This window comes from Exiguobacterium sp. s192 (assembly GCF_018618795.1).
GTDB lineage: Bacteria > Bacillota > Bacilli > Exiguobacteriales > Exiguobacteriaceae > Exiguobacterium_A > Exiguobacterium_A undae.
The window spans coordinates 772,066-790,247 of record NZ_JACSMS010000001.1; the positions used below are offsets into that span (position 1 = coordinate 772,066).

An 18,182-nucleotide genomic window follows, 5' to 3' on the forward strand; every position below is an offset into this window, starting at 1 on the left:
TTTTCGCAAAAAAAGTCGACAATCCGTCGACTTTTCCCGTTTATTTTTCGACTGCCCGTTCAAACGCCGATCGGGTCCGGTATTCCCGGTCCTGCCAAATCCAGCGCTTCGCTGTTCCTTTAGCCAAGCGATAGGTGTTCTGTTCAAATTGATTGCCGGAGCTTGTCTTAAAAAAATGAGCGACGAACAGATTGTCCGGTCCCGTCGTGAACGTATTCCGCTCGATCCGGTTATCCCGGACATCGTGCTGGACCAACAGTTGACCGCCTTCGAGTCCGATCGTATCGTTCCCAGTCACCTGATTGTCCGTAATCCGGACGTCTTTTGTTCCGCCCCGCTTCTTGTCGTAGCCGCCGATCGAGATGCCAGTAAACCGGTTCTGTTGGATCACATTGCCGCGGACCGTGACTTGTTCTGCGTATTTCCCCGCATGTTCACTCGTCACTTCGATGCCGATATCATTCCGCTCGACGGTATTATTTTCAATCGTCAGCCGTTTCCCACCGTCGATGTAAATGCCGGCTGCGTTGTACTCCTTGCCGTAGACCGGATTGCCATAGCTTGAGCTGTCGGAGACAACATTCCCGGCAATCGTCCCGTTCCGCGCATAATCCTCGGCCGGATTCGTCGCGACACCTTCATAACCGATCAAGTCGATCCCGATGTTATCGTTGCGCCGAACGATATTGTTCGTGACGGAGAATCCATCGATGTTGCCGTTCAGCACCAAGGCTTCGCTTGCGCCCAGCCGGTTGTCTTCGACCCGATTTCCCCGGACGGTGATCTGCTTCAGCCGACCGGTTCCATAAATCGCAATCCCGTGGGCGTTGCCGTCTTTGGCGTTCGTCTTGATCCGACGGACCTGATTTTCGATCAATTGAATGTTCCGCCCGGTGCCGGTGACAAACATCCCAATCGGCGTCTCATTGGTTCGTGTCGTCGCGATGTCTGCGACCACCAGTCCTTGAATCGTCACGTACTGTCGATTTTCGATCCGGACGAGTGTCGTGTCCCCGTTTTTTTGCTTCAAATTCTTCCCACTTAACACCACTTTCTCCTTTTGATAATTCCGGAAAACGACCGGTGCTTGTTTCGTCCCGCTGTGCTTGATCGTCAACGCTTCCGTGAACGTTCCTTTGCGGAGGTACACCGTCGTGCCGGCTTTCGCGAGCTGACTGGCTCGTTTCAGCGTTTTCAGCGGTTGTTTAATTGAACCGGCATTCGTATCCTTACCGGTCGGGGCGACATACAGAACTTTTTTGGCAGCTGTCGACTCCGCCGGTTCTTGATTCCATGTCGCCGAACAGCCGAACAGTCCGAGCGACAGCAAAAGAATAAATCGTTTTTTCACGTAAATCTTCCTTTCCTTGAACATTTTTCTGATTGTAAATAACATCCAATCCTTTTACACTTATCTTATTTACATACAAAGGACGTGAAGTGGATGTTGAAACAAATGCTCGTCTGTTCACTATCGGCGCTTTTACTCGCCGGTTGCAGCTCGGAAGAAGCTGTACCGAAAAAAGTCGTCAAACCGACGGAACTGCCGTTGACGCTCGAACTGGATGAGTCCCAAAAGCCATCTGATTCAATTAAGAACGAGGTCGTTTATAAAATGTCCGGTCAATCCAAGAGTCCGCTTTACCTGACCGGGACCGAATATCTTCCATCCGGGAAACAAAAAATCTGGTTTTCCGAAACCATTAAACCGGGTCAATATGACGGAGAAAAACTGAAACTCGGACAATTGTTTGATACGACAAAAGGATATCGGTCTTATACGTATGAGTTAGACGGTACGATGCATGACTGGTCTATAGAGTCGGATGATCTCAAAGATTTTTTAATAAACGGCGTTTCCTTTCGGGAAAAATCTCTTCGTCAATCCAATTATCAAGTATTGATGCTTGAACAATCCAGCATCCGTTCCACGATGTTAGGAAATGAGATGAATGACATTCAGACTCCTCAAAGCGTAAAGCTTAAAAAAGGGGAAAGTATTTTTACGATTTCTTTGTCGACAACTCCTGTCGGCGGTTCGAGTGACAATACTTTATAAAAACAGACTTGTCTCTTCGTAAAAAGAGGCAGGTCTGTTTCGTTCAGTGCCGCTGATGCGGCAAGGGGATCGTCAATGGTTTGAAGTCCGGTCCAAGCAGGATTTTCATCAAAAAAATCAGCTGTCCGGTGTGATAGGCATAATGCGCGAGCTGCCGTTCAATCGCGTCGACGACGAGATGCGGTTCACCGCGAATCAAAACGGTCCGCTCCAAATCGTTTGGTGTCAAGGAAGCAAGCGTTGATTCGACGAGTTGCCAGCCGTCGTTCCACAGTGTCAGTAAAGTCTCTTTGTCATGACCCTGATCGACAAACTCGGCGTCCCGGTTACGATCCGGCTTTTCCCCGTCTGTCGTCAAAAAGTCGGTCCAGCGTGAGGTCATATTGTTTGTCATATGCTGGATCAACAACGCGACGCTGTTCGTATCCGGTGCCAGTGTCTGATGAAACTGTTCTTCGTTCAGCCAACCGAGTGCCTGCTCCGCCGGTTCGCGGACGGCCCGGAACCTCGCTTGAATTGCTGTCAAATACACTTCTTCAAAAGCCATTTCATTCCCTCCTTTTACTGTTAATCCATCACGAAGTCCACGCCATTTGCTCCACTGACCGGTATCGTCCGTAACGTTTTTAAGTTATCATCCGTGACGATCAATCGCCCTTTTCCGGAAAGTGATGTTTTACTTTCAGTGAAATACGACGTCTTCTTATACGGATTCCGGTACAGGTAACGGTAGTACTTGCCCTGCTTCCAAAAATCCGGTCGGACCGTTTCAACTCGGAACGCTTGTCCGAACGTCCACTGGACGAGCCGTTGATCGGTATCATTTTCACCGGTGCCGATGATTTGATAACCCGTCTGGTTGTTGATCATCCGCATCGGTTCCGTCGACCAGTAGCTGACATCATCCAATACTGAAAATGACTTTTGCTGCATCGTTCCGTCCGTCTTCAGCTTGATCATCACGCCGTCGGTCGTCGCAAAATACGCGGTATCTTTCGCGCCGTATAACGCCGTATAGGCATACGGTTCGTCCGCTTTTCGAATGACGCGTGATTTTCCGGTCGTCTGGTCGAGCAGGACCATTCCGGCCGCTCCTTCTTTATCAACCTCGGAACCGTTGTTGGCATAAGCAATCGTCTGATCCAGTTCAAGGATCGGTGAATCGAAGACCGGCATCAGCCGGTCTTCAATCGGATACCGTTTGTCTGTCCGGACGTTGATTAACTGAATTTTTTCCTTCGGCTTCGAGGCATTTGATTCCAGCCAGACATCTTTCCCGTAATGGGCAACGGATGTTATCGCTGTATTCGGCACCTGATGTTTTGTAAACGTGCCCCGTTTTAAATCGTACGTAAAAAAGTGATCTGCTTCGATGCCTTCCGGGTGATGCGCATAGATGTGCCGCGGGTCGGTTCCTTTTTGTGACAGCCTCATCCAATAGAAATCCGGGTCAGCAATCGCTTCCCTCTTCAGCTCTTTACCCGTTTTTGACAGTGTCGTCATCAATCCCGGTTCCTGCGGATCATCCTGTGTTTCCTTAAAACGATTAATATCGCTTCCGTACAGCAGGATGACCTGACCATCTTTTGGTGTAAACGTCATCGTCGTGAGATCCTTCGAAATGACCGGATAGGAAACGGCTTTTGGTTCCTCCGGACGCAATCCGAGATATAAAGCACCTGCACTGACAAAAACGGCCAGGCCTGCCGATCCGTAGAGCATTCGTTTTTTCCATGGTTGGAGCATGTTTATCCACTCATTTCGTTTGTCATTTCCACCTTCCATTGTACCGCTTTTTTTGTAAAAAAATTCTTTTGAATCAGATTTCCATTACCAATTGACCTATTGTTTCACAAAAAAAGACACTGTCGGATGGACAGTGCCTTCGTGTCGTTTCAATTATCTGGCTGTGACGCCACCGTCGACCGGAAGACCAATCCCGGAGATATGGCTCGCTTCATCCGTCGCAAGGAACACGACGGCATGCGCAACTTCTTCGGCTTGCCCGACGTGACCAAGCGGAATCACCTGTTCAAAATAGTCTTTATATGCTGTCATCGACGGCGCACTCATCTTCGTCTCGATGTAACCTGGATAAACGGCATTGACCCGGATGTTGTCCTTGCCGTAATCGACAGCCGCCGCCCGCGTGACCGCATCGATCGCGCCTTTAGACGCCGTATACCCGCCGGCTCCCGCCATTCCACTGATCGCAGAAATCGAGGCAATGTTGACGATCGAACCACCTGTTTCTTGCATCAACCGAATCGCTTGTTGCATCCCGAGCAGAACACTGTTGACGTTGATGTTGAAAATCCGGGACCAGTCGGTTTCATCCTGCTCTAAAAACGGGGTACTGAGTGCAACGCCGGCATTGTTGACCAACACATCCAGTCGATTAAACTCCCGCTTGATCATGTCGATGACGTCTTGCCAACTTTCACGGGAAGAGACGTCATGTTGTAAGGCATACGCTTGACCGCCTTCAAGCAAGATCTGTTTGGCGACAGCACGGACGGCCTCTTCATTGATATCTGTCGCGACGACGATGGCGCCTTCACGCGCCGCCATCAGTGCAGTGGCTTCTCCCATGCCACTCCCGGCACCGGTAATTAACATGATTTTTTCTGCTAATCGATTCATCTTCATTCACTCCGTTTCTAGATGTTAAGGTTGCATCGCTAAAAAATCGGGACTGGTCGGATTGCCGATATAATGTCCGCCTTCAATCTGAAGGGTTTGTCCGGTCATGAATTTTGATTCGTCTGACGCGAGGTAAACGACGGCGTGTCCGATGTCATCGGCTTCGCCGTGATACGGAAGGGCATTGTATTTTTCGAAGGTCGCCAGCAGACTTGGACTCATGTTGGCTTTTGCCGCCGGTGTCAAAATCAAACCGGGAGCAATCGCATTACAGCGGATTAAATCCTTCCCGTACTGTGTCGCGATATACTTCGTCAACTGGACGACGGCAGCTTTTGATGTCCCATAGGCAGAACGGATGCTGTCACCCGCAAAAGCCGACATCGAAGCTGTATTGATGATCGATCCGCCACCTGCTTCCTTCATATGTGGAATGGCATATCTTGCCCCAAGCAAAACACTTTTGACATTCACGTTCATCAAACGGTCCCATTCTGCCAAGTCCATTGCGACGACATCTAAGTCTTTCTGAAGATTTGTCAGGCCGACGTTATTAAACAATACGGTGAGTCTGGCGTACGTCTCGACGGTAAAATCGATGGCGGATTGAATCGATTCTGCTTCAGACGCGTCCAAGAAGACGGCAGAAGCTTGTCGTCCTTGCTTCCGTAACTTAGCCGCCACTTCTTCCGCTCCATCGACGTTATAATCTGCTACGACGACGGCTGCTCCTGCTTCGGCGAGCAAAGTCGCGGCCGATAAGCCAATCCCTGACGTACCACCTGTTACCAACGCCACTTTCCCCGCTACTCGACTCATCGTTTCACTCCGTTCTCTCGTTTCGCCCGAATGTGGGTCAAGAGTTTTTCATTGATTGCTAAGTATTGACGAATCTCGTCTTCATCTAACACGTCATACAGTTCGAGGTACTGTTGTTTTCCAATTGATTGGGCTTCACGTAAGACTTGCTCTCCCTGCTCCGTGATTTGGAGCAAAACTTGCCGGCGGTCCTGTTCGTTATAGACCCGTTCGACCAGTTCGAGTTGAATCAGTTTTTTAGCGATGTTCGTCATCGCGCCTCCTGTAAAACCAAGTGTTTCTGCTAACTTCATCTGATTTTGAGGACCTTTCCGTTTCAGCTCACCTAACGTCAGAATCGGCGAAATTCCGACATTGTAGGGAAAACGAGTATTCCAATCGATGATGGCTTCATTTGTCACGGCTTCCACTGTATGAATCATTTTAAAGAGTTGATCTTGCTCCATTGGTTCGACATCCTTTCTTGATCGTTTATCTTATAAGTAAAAATCTATTCGTTTCTTTATCGCATTGAATAATTTAACACTAAACTATTTAACTGTAAACATTTTTTGCGTGTTTATTTTATGCGGCGATATTTATTCTACCCCTTAACTTTTTTTTACTACGTTTGCTATAACTTATTCAAAATCTAACCGATAACTTAGATAAGCAACACGTAAACTATCATCAGGAGGCTTATATGGACACGACACGGACTCATTCCATCAGAACACGTCTACTTCTCATCATCAGCTTGATCCTCATTCTTTTCTTTGTTTTCAGCAGTCTTTCCCTTTATCTCACGACCAAACAAACCGCTCTGTCGACGCTCAAAAAAACGGCGGAACAGGATGCTTTACGAATCGCCAGAAACGTCGATTCCGAAGCCTATCAGAAATTCTTAACGAATCCAACCAATGATGCGACGTACGATCAATTACGCGAATCACTGGATCAACTGCGACAGCAAAACGGTCTCTTGTACGCGTACACCGCTACAATCGACGACAATCAAGTCAAGTTGTTGATTGACGGGCTTCCGGTTGCTGACGCCGCTAAGATCAATGATCCGGCAACAGGGGCTGTCGCGTCCGATATGAAAGAGGTCTTAGAAGGGAAAACGCACTCGACCGATGTCATCGATGATCCGAAGTTCGGTCAGTACATCAGTGTCTATGTCCCGTTAAAAAGTACGACGGGTGATATCATCGGGATTTTAGGGGTCGATATTGCGGCAAAAGACGTCGAGACCTTGACGACGACGCTGTTAAAACAGACGTTGCCGCTGTTTCTCGGTTTACTCGTCTTACTCTTACTGTTGACACTCGGATCACTGTATTACATACTCGGTCGAAAACTGAAACCGCTCGAAACGCTTCAATCCGTTGCGCGAATGATTGCCGACGGAAAACTTTCGCAAGCCGATCAGACGATGCAACAACTGAAGATTCCGGCAAAAGATGAAATCTACACGCTCGCCCGTTCGATTCAGCAGATGAACGAAACACTCCGCCTGATGATCGTCGACATCAAACGGACGACGGCTCTCGTCACGGACACGAGTCAGGCGATTGATGCCGGGACGACGGAAGTCCTCGACGGTTCAACGCAGATTGCCGAGACGATGTCGGAAATCGCGACCGGTACGGAAAGTCAGACGCACACGACACTCGCCTTGACCGATGAGATGACCGGCTTCTCTTCGCTCGTTCAAAAGACGACCGATGACAGTCAGCAAATCGAACAGACGGTTGAGACGATGCGTGTGGCGACGCGCGACGGACAAACGCAGATGAAACAGTCCGTCATCCGGATGAACACGATTCATACGCACGTCGTCGAAGCGACGGAGCAGGTCCGCCAGCTGAAACAACAATCCACCGACATCCAAGGACTGGTCACGATCATCCGTGATATCGCGGCACAGACGAACTTACTCGCACTCAATGCGGCCATCGAAGCGGCGCGTGCCGGCGAACAAGGCAAAGGATTTGCTGTCGTCGCAACCGAGGTCAAACAGTTATCGACCCATGTCGCGAGCAGTGTCAATCAGATTGCTGCAATCGTCCAGAATATCACCGGGAATTCGACGCAAATGGAAGTCCGGTTCGCAGAGACGTTACAGGAGACGGTCTCCGGTCAACAAGAAATACAAGCGACGGACGGCTCGTTCACTCAAATCGCGGAACAAGTCGGAACAGTCGCGGCGTCCGCTGCCGGAATGCGTCAACAAATGCTTGACGTTGCCAGAACGGAAGCCCGGATTCGAAATGCCCTGACGGAAATTGCCGCTGTCGCCGAAGAACATACGGCCGGCAACGAAGAAGTGGCGGCGGCGTCCGAGCAGATGATTGCGACAATCACCGGACTTCATGTCCTCGTCGAAACGTTAAATGAAACATCGACCTATTTAACGAATCAGACGGAGAAATTCGATCTGACGTCATGAAAAAACGTCCGTTTCCTTACGAGGAGACGGACGTTTGTTTTCGGTGGAATCGTAAATATAGAATGAGCCTACTTTTTCACGGATTCAGTCGAGGATTGTATCGTTCGATTATTTTTAAGCGCATCCGGCACAATCGGGGATTGTAATGCCCGGGTCATCTGTTGGATAGAGAGATTGGTTTCGAACTTATTTTTAAGTTCGACGGTCCCGTGTGTCGAAAAGGCAGTATGCCACTTTTCCGATTTTAAGTACCGCGTCGCAAACAGGTACGTTTGACCTTTTTTTAACAGGGCGTCTTCGTTGTACAGAACCAGAATGCGATGACCGGTTGGATTTTTTTCGAATCCGCCCGGTTGATTGACTGTAATATCACCGTTTAGCATTCCCTTCAAGTTTTTCTTCACTTGAACCGCATACTGTGTTTCAGGAAATCCGTCAGGACGTCTGCTGCTCACTTCCGTTATGACTTCACCTATGAATACATTGTCCGCGGCACCTGCAAGAAGTTGAGGATTCGAGAAATCAGCGATCTCATTCAGTTGACGGTGCACCAGTTCAGGAGGCTTTGTCATGTTTATATAGTAGAAAGTTAAAAAACTTAAGACTACAGCTACAGTCGTGAGTAGACCTTTTTTCATTCTGGACCCTCCCCCTCGGTTCATTCGCTTCACTTGTTCGAACCGTGTCTGATGCCGTTCATAACACTAGTATGCCATTTCTATTATTTTACAATGAGGATATCGTTATTTCTACTCCGATGGACGTTATTCTGTTGACTGGAATGTAAAGCGTCCGTTTCCTCGACAGGAGACGGACGCTTGTTTACACTAAAAATTGATTTGATATTGCTAGCGGCTGCATACGAACCGCACCACCTGAAAGGATGATTGACGATGAAACAAATCCACCACCTCTGTATCCAGACAACTGACTACATCGCGTCGAAAACGTTTTATGAGCAACTGGGATTCGAACTGGTCCAAGAATCCCCTGATTTCCACACCCGCGCTTTTAACAGTTGGTTGAAGCTCGGTGATTTTTACATCGAACTCCAGACGAACAAAGTCGACGAGACCTTGACGCCTTATACGAAACATACAGCGGGTCCCGTCCATTTCGCACTATACGTCGACGATCTGCAGGCAGAAGTCGCCCGGCTCGAACAACTCGGCATGCCGTTTTTGCCGAAACACGGCGGTAACATCTACTTCGTCGTCGACGGTCACCTCAGTAAGTTAAAAGCGCCGGAAGGAACGATCATCGAGTTGCGGGATACTTGGACGATCAACGGCTGAAGTATTTTCCCTGTTACTTCCGGTTAATCGATTCATTTAATTTGATGCGATATTGATCATTCCAAGAGGGCTCATCCTTGATGAGATCGTCACAGAACGCCGCGACATCCGGTCCCGTGATGTCTGTGACGGTTTTCCCTTCTGCTGCCCCCATCTCAAACAAATCGAGTAATCCCTCGAAAATCCGACGGGTCGACGGCCAATCCACCGGTCCTCCGGCGATTGCCAAATATTTTTGAATCGCACGATAGGCATGGAAATAGTCAGCAGGTAAATGTTTCGCGCGACGCTCCATTTCTCGGTAGTGCCTTTTGTCCTCTAAGTTACCCATGATCTTTTCAACGATACTCATACGGGTTCTCCTTTCGGTTGACTCATTTTCAGTTCTGTCAGCTTGCTGGAAACGAAGCTCCAACGCTCCCAAAATGAAGCAAGCCGCGCTTGACCGGCAGCATTCAAGGTATAAAACTTCCGTGGTGGTCCTTGTGTCGATGGTTTTTTGACGGTATCGACGAGTTGATTTTTTTCAAGCCGCATCGTGATCGTGTAGACCGTCCCTTCCACTACATCCGTAAAGCCCAACTCACGTAACTGCCTTGTGATTTCATACCCATACGTCTCTTCCCGGCTGATGATTTCGAGCACACATCCTTCGAGCACACCTTTTAACATTTCTGTGATGTCTTCCACGGCATTCCCTCCACTCCAGTACTCTGTATTACTACCTACAAGTATATAGTATAACTAACTAGTGAACGTGTCAATGAGGGGTTGAATGTATTGACTGCAAACGATCATGGTGATGGATGTATTCGCAAGTAGTTAAAAACAAGAAAAAAACAACGCATGCTCGTAGTCGACATGCGTTGTTTTTTGTATAACCATCGAAGGAATTTGTAAGATTCAAGGTTTTGTGCGGGAAATGTTCGAACCCAGTTATCGCATTTTTCCCAGACTTATTCATGTAAAGTCATCTTAAATACTGTTAACCTAAGACCAATAGGGAAAATATGGTTCGTTTGATTTTCAAAATTAAAAATAAAGAACATCTATTACGGCCATTCTCTCTTTAGACTACAGATGATCTCTCATATTTTACACTTTAAAATACAACAACATTATTGAAAGGAGGAGTGTTTTTGAAAAAGTTACTCTTGTTCGTTTTACTCTTCACGGGAACAATCGTTTTAAACGGGTGCACGACCATGACTTCAACCAAAATAAGTGACGATAGATCGGTGATTCATTTTGATGCAACTTCAATCCTTTCGCTTGGACATGACCATCAAATAAAGATGCTTATGCTGTCTAGTGTCCCTACAGATTCAATCGCTGTGTCAGATGCGAATGAAGAGTTACGCGTGATGAAAGCAGATAATACCAAGCACTTAGAAGAGATGACCATTCTACAACACGATGAACCCGCTGCGGAAGAATTTAAAACCCTTGTCATCGACTATCTTGAAGTAGAAAACGCATATATAGACAAAAAGATTGAGAGCCTTTATTCAGACAACGTACGTCACCCGAGTCGATTTTCGATGGAGACACTGTATTCAAGAGTCGATGCTGAACTCCCTAACTTCCGATATGAGCCGAATTAACAATCAAAACTCTTTCTGAGCGAACAGTTGAATTCCATCAATTTGCAAGATCTCAATAGTATAAAAAGATTCGAATTGATACGATGAAGGGATTTTCCAATCAAAAAAAGTAATTTATTCTGAAAAGAGGAATCAGGCAATGAATTTAAACTATCAAATGACTTTTGAAGACTTTATGGCACTACAAAAGGATGCTTTAAACAGGACACGCCATCATCAAGCAAGATCTAATGTTGCTTTCATAGCGTTGGCTCTGATGGTGTTGCTACTCAGCCTTATCATTTTCACTATTCTCGAACCACTTTTTCTTGGGTTTTTTTCGGAAAATGTACGCCAACTCATCATCATCTGCTTGTCTTTTGTTCCAGTTCTCTTATTGAAATCGACTTTAGTAAAGTATTATGAATTCGTTACACTCCGGCAAGTGAGATCTTCACTTAAAAACGATAAGCGATGGCCGCGAAATGTAACGTTACACCTTCATGAAACGGGCATTCAATCAAATTCCACGTATAACGGTATCGTTAAAAACACGGACATCGCATGGGAAGAGTTTAAAGCGGTCAGTGAAGATGATGACCGCCTCTTCCTATACTTTGAAAATAACGAAGCACTTATTTTACCGAAAACTTACTCTTCATGGACTGAAACAGAACACATGCTGCTTCGTGATTTGATAAAACAACACTTGAACCATGACTTTGGACAAGAAAAAAAATAACCGTCTGTTTCTAGTTCAATTCTTAATCTAAACGACCCCTACCTTTGCTGTACTTAAAGGTGGGGGTCGTTTAGATTCATGAGGTTTGATAACTTTTTCCCGCTGTCTCAAACGTATACCTGTTAAAGAATGGCGCCTGTATGCCTCTTGTGGAGGTGAGATGCTACATTGGTACCGAACGGTTAATAGACGTTTTTTCACTTGATTCCTAAATTCACTAGATAAGTCGTTTTTGCCTTGTCGAGTTTCCGGTACACGGTCTTCGGGTCTTCAATCCGGACGTATCGGTCCCCCTGCTGTTGATATATACTATGCTGCGGCGGTTTCTGGTCCGTCGCTGTGCCCGGCACATCATAATATAATTCAATCCAGTCCCCATCGTCACTCACCTTGATACCGGTCTCTTTCCGCTCGATGGGTGCCTCGTTCTGACGAATAAGTTCTTCGTTCTCAAGTTTCAGCACGGTCTCGATCGATTCGTTGAATTTCTTTTGGTAGTCTGGCGGTGGATCAGGTTCTCTGAATATGTAAAATACGATCAGCGCGCCAAGACTGACAAGCAGCATCTTTCGAAAATTCATCTTCCCCCTCCTGTTCGATAGATCTCAGCTGTTCGCTTCAAACTGACAGGCGATCCGTAAATCAGACCGTTTGTCCCAGCCTTTATCGGTCACCCGTTGTTGAAAGATGGCGTGGCGCGGTAATCCTTTTGAAAACAACGGGGTTGGACGAATCGTCCGGGTATATAAATCTGATGCGCCATATGCCAGGTACAACTGAAATTGTCCGTCTGTTAACTTCGCCGCAATCGCCGTCACCGTCTCCGGAAAATGCGCGATTGCGTCACAGGTCGATTGATACGGCGGCAACTCGTTTTTCAGATGCATCCGGGCCTGATTTTTGACCGACCATGGCAACGGCTTCCACGACTTCAATTGTTCTTCATACTGTTTTTCCGTTTCTTCCGATTTATCTACCGTGTCGTAATATACGACATCGATGTCCTGTTCCTCCGTCAAAGTCACTCCCCAGATCAATGACCGGATATAGCCGGCGCAAATCCAGGCGTCCGGCAGTCCGAGCCGGTCGACGAGCATTAATTGTTCACGCAGTGTTTCATTTTCGGATAATGAATTGTAAATTTCGTTTGTTCCTTGCATTGATATGCCCCCATTTAAGTCTTCAGCTTTTTCCACGTCTTCGGATAGGTCCGCAACTCTTTTTTCGTCGGATGCTCGGGGTCCAGTTTCTTTCCGCGACGTTCAAGGATCGAATCGGTCATCAAGAGTGCGACGGCGAGTACAAGATAAATGCCGATGCTGGTGAAAAACGGCAGACCGAGATTCAAGACGACCGGCAGGAAAAGACCGACCAATACGATGAAACAATAATCAATCACGTATTGAACTTGAATGATCCGCTTCATGTTCCGATGTTCCGTCAGTGCCATATCCCGGTTCACTTCTTGTGAGTGGAGCCGGGCAATCAGTACCAAGGCAACGACGAGCACGGCAAACGGCCAGTAGGCACCTCGGTTGGCGACGACCAATACGATACTTATCCCGTACAATAAGGCACTCAGCAACCGTTGTTTCATCAGTCGGCGTTTTGCTTCCTGAATAAAGCGGGTGCGTTCTTGTTTCGTTTTCATGAATCTTCCCCCCCCCCTCATATTTTACTATACATTTTTTAGGAGGAACTGATCTCTTTTATGAAAAAGGGAATCGACGATCACAGACCATCCTCCCCCCTTGCAAAGCTTCGATTCACCAAGAAGGTGGGTCGTTCCGATGATGGATGTCCATTTCATGATCGTTTGAATTATACGCCCGATCGTCATGTGTGCGGTCACGGTATCCTAAACGCGCAGACGCAATCCAAACCCCTAATCCAACCACTGCAAAAATTCCGATAAAAATCATGATTTCTCCTCCTTTGACAGTCATTGCTTATTTGTTTTCTCACAGTTATTCATTTTTCCTTTTCGCAGGTTAAAATCTTACAATTTAACATACGTTGATTCGATGCAATAGTTCCAGAAAAAAGGGAAATAAGATCATCGTATTCTGAAGAATTATTACGAAATCATTGCATTTGGGAACAATTAACAGTATATTTTGTTTAACTATTCTGATAATTATTACCAAACTTTTTTAAAGGAGCGTGTCACATGAAATGGTCTGCCAAGAAAAAGCTTTCATTGATCACTGCATCATGTCTCGTCGTCGGTACTTTCGGATTGGTTGCTTCAACGACAGATGTCTTTAAAGATAACATTCCCTCGGTTGCAAGCGAAAAGAAACAAGCGGGCGTCAGTCAAACGATCACACCGAAAACACTCTCGATTGCCAAACTGATGAAACAAGGTCTTGTCCAAACCTACCCAGGAGATCCTAATCTCGCGAAATCGACGTTCCGTGTCGACCGCTTGTTAAGCGCTCCACCCAAGTCATTGAATTTAGTGGCAAAGGACGGACATCGGTTTATCACGGTTCCTTTTATCATGGAAGATACTTCTCATCACGATGGTGGGTACAGCGTGTATAAACCCAACCGCTTTACACTGCAAGACGAAACCGGAAAAGAATACGAATCCGTCGATTACGTCAACCGGAACGAAAAAGCATGGAAAAATACCCATCAGTATTTTGCCCCGTACCGTTCACAAGTGGATGTCGTCTATCAAGTACCGATTAACAAAAAAACCTTTGTTCTGTTTGCCTCAAGTGATGCATTCGCTAAAACACATACCGTTAAAATCGAAGTCGATTAACTTCAACACGCTTGATGCTTCCATGGCGTCAGGTGTGTTTTTACTTACATGCATGCCAAAGGAGTGTGATTGAAATGATCTCTTTTATTTGGAATTCCTGGTGGCGCAACAAGGAGCGGTTCATCCTGCTCCTCGTCGGTGTCCTCATCGTCAGTACCGGACTCAGTTATCTGATCGGGACGACACAGGCGAGCAACGGCACCGTCGTCGATGAACTGCAGAAACGCTGGGGTTCCTCCTATGATATCGTCGTTCGTCCGCCGGACAGCCGCAGTGTGACGGAAGACTTAAAGTTGCTTGAGCCGAACTATATGAGCGGTCTCGACGGCGGCATCACGATGCAACAGTATAAAACGATTCAAAAAATTTCCGACGTTGAAGTCGCCGCACCGATTGCGATGATCGGAAATTATTATGCGGATGCCCAGATTGGGACATTCGATTTCAAAGAACAAGGCTTCTATAAAATCACCATTCAAGACGTTCAGGATACCGGTTTACAGAAAGAACAACAGTCCAGTTCTTCCTTCTTAGGTGCCGGATGGTCTCCTTCCGAGGGGGATGGCTTGAACCGGGATATTTCACCGCAAGCATTAGGAAAACAACCGCTGATGGAGTTCGGCAGTGCCACCATGCTTGCCGGAATTGATCCGGAAGCAGAAGCAAAACTCGTCGGTCTTGACCAAGCAACAAAAAAAGCGACACACAGCCGTTATTTCACAAAAGACGACATCGCGACAGATAACGGAGACGATGTATGGAATATTCCGTTGATTTTAAATAGTCACGAGTACGTCGATGCCTACCGTAAATATCGTTACGAAAAAGTAGACATTCCTTTGGTTAATGATTCGATGACCGAGACAGTTAATGCCATCATGAAAAAAGGTGGTGCATCGTATCTGAAGACACTTCCGGTGCAACCCGCTAAGGTGTACAAGATCACGACGAGTGAAACCTCGAAAGAGCTCGTCAACGATATTTTAAAAGGAACCGTCCCGTCTAAACCAACCGGAAGCTTCGATTGGATGTATTTAAAACCGTCCGCGGTTGAATACCAGACACTGACCAGTCCCTATGCTACCCGTTGGCCGTTTGCGTATCAGGTTACACCACAGGAAGTGCCGAAAGATGTCCTGTTGGCAAAACGGACGATGTATCGAAAAGCTCGGTCGTTTGGAGATACATCGATTAATTTAAAGTCTGTACCTAAAATGAAGTTGAATTTCATCGGTGTCTTTGATCCACAAAAGCTGAACATTTCAAAGGATCCGTTAACCGAGCTTCCGATGGAAACGTACTTCCCGGCGAAAGCCCAATGGGTCATGGACAAAAACGAACGCCCCGTTAATCCGGTCCGCGACGTTAAGCCGACAAATGATCCGTATGACTTCCTGACGAAACCACCGTCGATGCTGACGACACTGGATGCGGCGTTCAAGCTCCGTGGTGATAAAGCCATTTCGGCCATCCGGGTCAACGTCAAAGGGGTCGAAGCCATGAATGAAACAAGCGAAAAAAAATTGCAGGCTGTCGCGCAAGAGATTGAAGACAAGACGGGACTGATTACCGATGTGACACTCGGATCCTCCCCGCAACTCGCCCTGACTTACCTGCCCGGTTTAAAAAATGAATCCGCTTTAGGTTGGATTCAGCAGCCGTGGATCAAGCTCGGTTCCTCGATGGCGATTTTCCAAGAGGCGAAAGTCGGCATGAGCGGCGTCATTGCGAGTGTGATTGCGGTTGCCCTCGTTTATGTTTTCAGCTCGAACATCATTTTGCTGTATGCCCGCAAAAAAGAGTTTGCGATTTTACTGTCGCTCGGCTGGCGTCCGCGTCAGTTGTCAAAGCTGCTGTTTTTTGAAGCGACGCTACTCGGTACCTTCGTCGCCCTGATTTCCTGGACGATTCTCGGGTCATTCTGGCTGACGACGGATCATCCGATTGCGCTTGGTCGGATTTTGCTGATTGGTCTCGCCGGTCTGTTGATTTACTGGGGCGGAACGCTTGTCCCGATGACCTTGATTCGTCGTATCCAGCCGTTTGAAAGTATGCGCTCCGGCGAAGTCTCCAAAGGCCGTCGGCTCGTTCGCTCGCAATCGATTTTCGGGATGAGTCTCAATCAGCTGTTCACGTACTGGCAGCGGACTTTGCTGTCGATTGTTGCGATCGCCCTGCCGACCAGTCTGTTCATCTTCTTCCTCTTCGTGACGTTCCGACTGAAAGGCGTCTTGTATGCGACGTGGCTCGGTGAATACGTCGCGCTTGAAGTCGGGACGATGCACTACGTCGCGATGGCGGTCGCCCTCTTGATTGCCATCCTGACGACGACGGAAATCATGTGGCAAAACGTCAATGAGCGGAAACCGCAACTCGCCGTCCTAAAAGCAACCGGTTGGCGCGACGGTTGGATCCGGCTCCTTGTCTTGACGGAAGGCATGTTAACCGGTTTGTTCGCCGGTCTGATTGGTCTCCTGATTGCGCTCACGATGATCGGATATGTCTACAATCAGTTCCCGGTCAATGAGCTCTTGTTCCTCAGCGTGATGCTGTTCATCCCGGTCGTGACCGGCGTCCTCGGTGCCCTGTTACCAGCACAACGGGCCGTCCGGATTACGCCGAATGCGGCGATCGGCAGTGTCGCCGTCAATACCCAGGCGACGGAACGCCGCTTTAAACTGGCACTCGGTTCGATCGGCGTCGCCTTGGTCGCCGGTGTTACGAGCCTGTTCTTGTTTGCTGCAAACGAAGATATCACGCAAACACCAAAACAGACGCAGGCGAAGCCGTCTACCGTTCAAACGACAGGTGCGAAAATCGCTGATTTAAAACAAAATGAGTCGAAGAAAACAGCGGCTGTTTCGCAGTCAGAAACTGACAAAAAAATCAAGAAACTGATGAAAAAAGGCATGGTGCAGACGACTCCGGGCGGAGAACAGATCAGCAATCAGTTCTTTTATGTCGCTCCGCTCATCGAGACACCAAAAGAATTGGATTTAAAAGAAAAACCCGGCTACCGTTTTGTGACGGTTCCAGCGATCATGCAGGATAATCAGGATTCCCCATTAAAAGGTGCCATGTCCATTTATCGGCCAAGCACCTATGCGATGACCGCTCCTGACGGGAAAGAGTACTTGCCGGTTGATTATGTCAATCGTAATGAGAAAGCCTGGAAGTTCAGTTATCAGTATTTTGCGCCCGAAAAATCACGTGTTGATCTCGTCTATCAAGTACCGGAAGACGAAAAAGTATTGGTCCTGTATGCATCGGATGATGCATTCCCGAGAACGGTCACCGTCAAAATCGATTTGGATGCCGCTCCCGGTGCTGATTCCAAACCGAAGCAAACACTAAAAACCGCCAAACAGGATTCCGGTGCCATTCAAGAAATCATGAATCAGGCGATGGTCCGTACGTTCCCAGGCGATCCGGAGCTGAAGAAAGCGATTTTCCGGGCCGGTGCTTTGTTGCCTGAACCGCCGAAAGAGTTGAAACTGCCGGCGTTGCAGGATGAACAGTATGTCACCGTACCGGTTATCTTACGCAACTATACAGCACCTGAAGGCGAAGGATACGGCACTTACCGCCCGAACCGCTATACGCTGACCGACGCTGACGGCACCGTCTATGAGTCCGTCGATTATGTTAATCACAATCCGGACGTCTGGAAATCCGGTTACCAGTACTTCTCTCCCCGTGCGTCCCGCGTTGACCTCGTCTTCCAAGTGCCGAAGCAGGACAACACGTATGTCCTGTTCGCCAAGGACGAAGCGTTCGCGAAGTCCGTCGCTATCAAGATTGAGGTGAAAGCAAGCAAGGATAAAACATCAAATTGAT

20 protein-coding genes are annotated in these 18,182 nt (G+C 47.6%); 7 read left to right on the plus strand and 13 right to left on the minus strand.

The features are described 5' to 3' along the window. Positions 1-40: 40 nt before the first annotated feature. The gene (locus KNP87_RS04070) at positions 41-1,351 is read right to left on the minus strand and encodes a right-handed parallel beta-helix repeat-containing protein (RefSeq protein WP_214720914.1); all 1,311 of its coding nucleotides are present in this window, start codon (positions 1,349-1,351) and stop codon (positions 41-43) included. A gap of 93 nt (positions 1,352-1,444) precedes the next feature. Between KNP87_RS04070 and KNP87_RS04075 the strand changes: the two genes are divergently transcribed. Next, positions 1,445-2,059 (plus strand): hypothetical protein, encoded by a 615-nt coding sequence (locus KNP87_RS04075; protein ID WP_214720915.1) that lies wholly within the window; start codon positions 1,445-1,447, stop codon positions 2,057-2,059. A 43-nt stretch (positions 2,060-2,102) separates the two neighbouring features. On the opposite strand, the gene KNP87_RS04080 is transcribed toward KNP87_RS04075, so the two are convergent. The 5 genes from KNP87_RS04080 to KNP87_RS04100 form a co-directional block, all read right to left on the minus strand. Further along, the gene (locus tag KNP87_RS04080) at positions 2,103-2,606 is read right to left on the minus strand and encodes a DUF1572 family protein (protein ID WP_214720916.1); all 504 of its coding nucleotides are present in this window, start codon (positions 2,604-2,606) and stop codon (positions 2,103-2,105) included. Between the two features lie 20 nt (positions 2,607-2,626). After that, positions 2,627-3,805, minus strand: a complete 1,179-nt coding sequence (locus KNP87_RS04085) for a hypothetical protein (RefSeq protein ID WP_214720917.1) — start codon at positions 3,803-3,805, stop codon at positions 2,627-2,629. Positions 3,806-3,958: 153 nt separating this feature from the next. Next, positions 3,959-4,702, minus strand: coding sequence for an SDR family NAD(P)-dependent oxidoreductase (locus KNP87_RS04090; protein ID WP_214720918.1), 744 nt, complete (start codon positions 4,700-4,702; stop codon positions 3,959-3,961). Between the two features lie 24 nt (positions 4,703-4,726). Beyond that, positions 4,727-5,521, minus strand: a complete 795-nt coding sequence (locus KNP87_RS04095) for an SDR family NAD(P)-dependent oxidoreductase (RefSeq protein WP_214720919.1) — start codon at positions 5,519-5,521, stop codon at positions 4,727-4,729. Next, positions 5,518-5,967: a MarR family winged helix-turn-helix transcriptional regulator gene (locus KNP87_RS04100; RefSeq protein WP_214720920.1), complete on the minus strand. Its 450-nt coding sequence runs from the start codon at positions 5,965-5,967 to the stop codon at positions 5,518-5,520. Before KNP87_RS04100 ends, KNP87_RS04095 begins: the two co-directional genes overlap by 4 nt. A gap of 236 nt (positions 5,968-6,203) precedes the next feature. Between KNP87_RS04100 and KNP87_RS04105 the strand changes: the two genes are divergently transcribed. Beyond that, positions 6,204-7,952: a methyl-accepting chemotaxis protein gene (locus tag KNP87_RS04105; RefSeq protein ID WP_214720921.1), complete on the plus strand. Its 1,749-nt coding sequence runs from the start codon at positions 6,204-6,206 to the stop codon at positions 7,950-7,952. A 68-nt stretch (positions 7,953-8,020) separates the two neighbouring features. Here the strand turns inward: KNP87_RS04105 and KNP87_RS04110 are convergent, their stop codons facing one another. Next, the gene (locus tag KNP87_RS04110; protein ID WP_214720922.1) at positions 8,021-8,524 is read right to left on the minus strand and encodes a hypothetical protein; all 504 of its coding nucleotides are present in this window, start codon (positions 8,522-8,524) and stop codon (positions 8,021-8,023) included. Between the two features lie 321 nt (positions 8,525-8,845). On the opposite strand from KNP87_RS04110, the gene KNP87_RS04115 reads away from it, so the two are divergent. Continuing rightward, positions 8,846-9,247: a VOC family protein gene (locus tag KNP87_RS04115; RefSeq protein ID WP_214720923.1), complete on the plus strand. Its 402-nt coding sequence runs from the start codon at positions 8,846-8,848 to the stop codon at positions 9,245-9,247. A 13-nt stretch (positions 9,248-9,260) separates the two neighbouring features. Here KNP87_RS04115 and KNP87_RS04120 read toward each other — a convergent pair whose 3' ends face one another. Together KNP87_RS04120 and KNP87_RS04125 are read right to left on the minus strand one after the other, a co-directional pair. After that, on the minus strand, positions 9,261-9,599 hold the full coding sequence (locus KNP87_RS04120) for a DUF1048 domain-containing protein (RefSeq protein ID WP_026832971.1): 339 nt from the start codon (positions 9,597-9,599) through the stop codon (positions 9,261-9,263). Next, positions 9,596-9,937 (minus strand): PadR family transcriptional regulator, encoded by a 342-nt coding sequence (locus KNP87_RS04125; RefSeq protein WP_026832972.1) that lies wholly within the window; start codon positions 9,935-9,937, stop codon positions 9,596-9,598. Before KNP87_RS04125 ends, KNP87_RS04120 begins: the two co-directional genes overlap by 4 nt. Positions 9,938-10,386: 449 nt before the next feature. Between KNP87_RS04125 and KNP87_RS04130 the strand changes: the two genes are divergently transcribed. Continuing rightward, entirely contained in the window at positions 10,387-10,851 is a 465-nt protein-coding gene (locus tag KNP87_RS04130) for a hypothetical protein (protein WP_214720924.1), read from the plus strand. Positions 10,852-10,990: 139 nt separating this feature from the next. Further along, positions 10,991-11,572, plus strand: coding sequence for a YcxB family protein (locus tag KNP87_RS04135; protein WP_028106272.1), 582 nt, complete (start codon positions 10,991-10,993; stop codon positions 11,570-11,572). A 197-nt stretch (positions 11,573-11,769) separates the two neighbouring features. Here the strand turns inward: KNP87_RS04135 and KNP87_RS04140 are convergent, their stop codons facing one another. The 4 genes from KNP87_RS04140 to KNP87_RS04155 form a co-directional block, all read right to left on the minus strand. Continuing rightward, on the minus strand, positions 11,770-12,153 hold the full coding sequence (locus KNP87_RS04140) for a hypothetical protein (protein WP_214720925.1): 384 nt from the start codon (positions 12,151-12,153) through the stop codon (positions 11,770-11,772). 24 nt (positions 12,154-12,177) lie between these two features. Next, a complete protein-coding gene (locus KNP87_RS04145) occupies positions 12,178-12,732 on the minus strand; it encodes a nucleotidyltransferase family protein (protein ID WP_214720926.1) in 555 nt (184 codons plus the stop codon). Positions 12,733-12,746: 14 nt separating this feature from the next. After that, on the minus strand, positions 12,747-13,223 hold the full coding sequence (locus KNP87_RS04150) for a hypothetical protein (protein ID WP_214720927.1): 477 nt from the start codon (positions 13,221-13,223) through the stop codon (positions 12,747-12,749). Positions 13,224-13,338: 115 nt separating this feature from the next. Further along, a complete protein-coding gene (locus KNP87_RS04155) occupies positions 13,339-13,494 on the minus strand; it encodes a hypothetical protein (RefSeq protein ID WP_214720928.1) in 156 nt (51 codons plus the stop codon). A gap of 248 nt (positions 13,495-13,742) precedes the next feature. Here KNP87_RS04155 and KNP87_RS04160 point away from each other — a divergent pair, with 248 nt between their 5' ends. Continuing rightward, entirely contained in the window at positions 13,743-14,345 is a 603-nt protein-coding gene (locus KNP87_RS04160; protein WP_119922923.1) for a hypothetical protein, read from the plus strand. A gap of 74 nt (positions 14,346-14,419) precedes the next feature. Beyond that, positions 14,420-18,181 (plus strand): ABC transporter permease, encoded by a 3,762-nt coding sequence (locus KNP87_RS04165; protein ID WP_214720929.1) that lies wholly within the window; start codon positions 14,420-14,422, stop codon positions 18,179-18,181. Position 18,182 lies beyond the last annotated feature (1 nt).